We start from the raw sequence: 1,799 nt of genomic DNA, 5'->3' as shown, positions 1-1,799 counted from the left end.
ATCGATCATCCTGGCGTACGCATCCGGCGCTCCTCAGCCGTATCAGAATACATGCAGGTCACACGCTATGGATGGGGTTTTCGGCACCCACAGGGACAAGGGCTCTTGCAGCAACAACCGTGCAAACGTGTACAACTGCCTCTACGAGTGGTACACGGACAACACCTGGCGACAGAAGACGTGTTCGCCGGTCAAGGAGCTCGCACCGGGCGGCGGCAGCAGCAATCGGACGACGGCGCGCAGAGACTGCGACAACACGCTGTACACGTCGTGGCGCAATCACGTGGATGTCGACGTGATTGGGGAGGCCGACACGGCCGAATGGCCCTATAACCAGGCAAACGTCTATTGCCGGATAAACTAGGAAAGGAAAGTCGCTACTGAAGGGCCGCCAACGTGGAATGGAAGACAGGGACACAGCCCAGCCTGGGCTGGCTCCCGGGGCACGTCAGACCGCTGGAACCATGTTTGCCGCCCTTTACGGGGAGCTGGTCCCGCATGACTGGCGTGGTCCTGAGCCAGAAGGTGACGCGTACTCGCTTTTCTACCAGCGTTCGATCGCCATGGGGTGGCTCGACGACAGGTCGGCCGGGGGTGGCTTCGAGGACCGCATGCTCCGCGCGCCCGGGCTGTGGGGCATGAACGACGCCGGGTGGAACCACCCGCTCGCCGCTGCCGGAGCGGGACTGATCTCGTGGTTCCAGGTCGAGGCCAGCGTGGTGGCCGACGACCGACCACTACCGGTGCAGCCGTTCCTGCGGTGCGCCGAGGACGCGACAGCGCGGGCCGGCACCCCGAACCTGTCTGCGGTACAGGTCCTCCTGCCGGTACAGGGGCTCGACCCCGCGACGCGGGCGCCATACGCGCCCGTGCCGGCGATGCAGACCAAGGAGTGGTTCGCCGAGTGCGACCCGGAAGCGAGAACTCCGGTCGAGGTCAGCGTCAACAGTGGCCGGGACCCGTCGGTCCCCGCCGTCGCCCAGCAGCTCACGGATCACCTCGGTCACTTGAGCCAGGACGTCTTCGTATGCACGTCGTACGACGTCGGCAGTCCAGAAACTGTCCTTGCTCCTCTATTTGATGACAGTTTCTGGAACGGCCCACCCCTACATGGGGTGACTCTGCGAGGGGAACTCTCCGAGTGGTCGTTGGATGCGATCGGTTGGCTGAGCGAGGTGATCGCTGACTCCAGCGCCCACCTCGGGGTCCGTTCGCCGCTCCTGCTCACCGTCACACGCTCACCTCGACAACGCTGAGGTCCTCGAGGAGCTCGCCTCGACCCTCAGCTGTAGACGGCCCTCGGCCAACGTCCGTTGGGCCACCAGCCGACGCGGCAGCACCGCTGCCGCGGACTTCCGTTCGCTGTTCCGCACCAGAAAGCAGATCTCGCCCGTGTTCCAGGAGACCCCGATCTACACCCGTCTTGTCGCTGAGCAGGGCGATGTCCCCGCCCAGGTCCGCGGCGAGGCTCAGCGGGTACTACGCGACCTGGAGCGGGTCATGCCGCCCGGGCGCCGCCTGCCCTCGCTGTGCAGTCGCAGACCGGCCCTTCCTTCCGGCCAGGCGACTTGAGTTCATGAGCGCGCAGACGGGCGTTCCTACCTCGCACGGACGGTCCAGGTGGAGGGCGGGTACGTGCTGCCCGCCGACTGGTTAGTGCTGTGACCGGGATGGTCCACCGTGATCGGAAGGCGGCTCGTGGGTCGAGCGCACGCGCAACGGCTGGTATTACTGGGGCATGCAGGAAGAGACGGCACGCTCCGCGATCGACACGTTCATCTCCGCGTTTAACGCCTCGG

Annotated in this window: 3 protein-coding genes and 1 pseudogene; all 4 read left to right on the top strand. The window is 65.5% G+C overall.

Features of this window, described 5'->3' with window-relative positions; translation table 11 throughout:
• A partial coding sequence (locus tag ACFU8W_RS52400) for a hypothetical protein (protein WP_384052977.1) occupies nucleotides 1-364 on the top strand: 364 nt, incomplete at its 5' end.
• A 100-nt stretch (nucleotides 365-464) separates the two neighbouring features.
• A complete protein-coding gene (locus ACFU8W_RS52395) occupies nucleotides 465-1,256 on the top strand; it encodes a hypothetical protein (RefSeq protein WP_384052975.1) in 792 nt (263 codons plus the stop codon).
• A gap of 136 nt (nucleotides 1,257-1,392) precedes the next feature.
• A complete protein-coding gene (locus tag ACFU8W_RS52390; RefSeq protein WP_384052973.1) occupies nucleotides 1,393-1,572 on the top strand; it encodes a hypothetical protein in 180 nt (59 codons plus the stop codon).
• Nucleotides 1,573-1,738: 166 nt separating this feature from the next.
• Nucleotides 1,739-1,799, top strand: a pseudogene (locus tag ACFU8W_RS52385) (nuclear transport factor 2 family protein); the annotation flags it as partial.

The sequence above is a fragment of the Streptomyces sp. NPDC057565 genome (assembly GCF_042801455.1).
Lineage (GTDB): Bacteria > Actinomycetota > Actinomycetes > Streptomycetales > Streptomycetaceae > Streptomyces > Streptomyces yanii.
The sequence above is the reverse complement of the archived record's forward strand: the minus strand, read 5'-3'. Positions and strand labels throughout refer to the sequence as shown.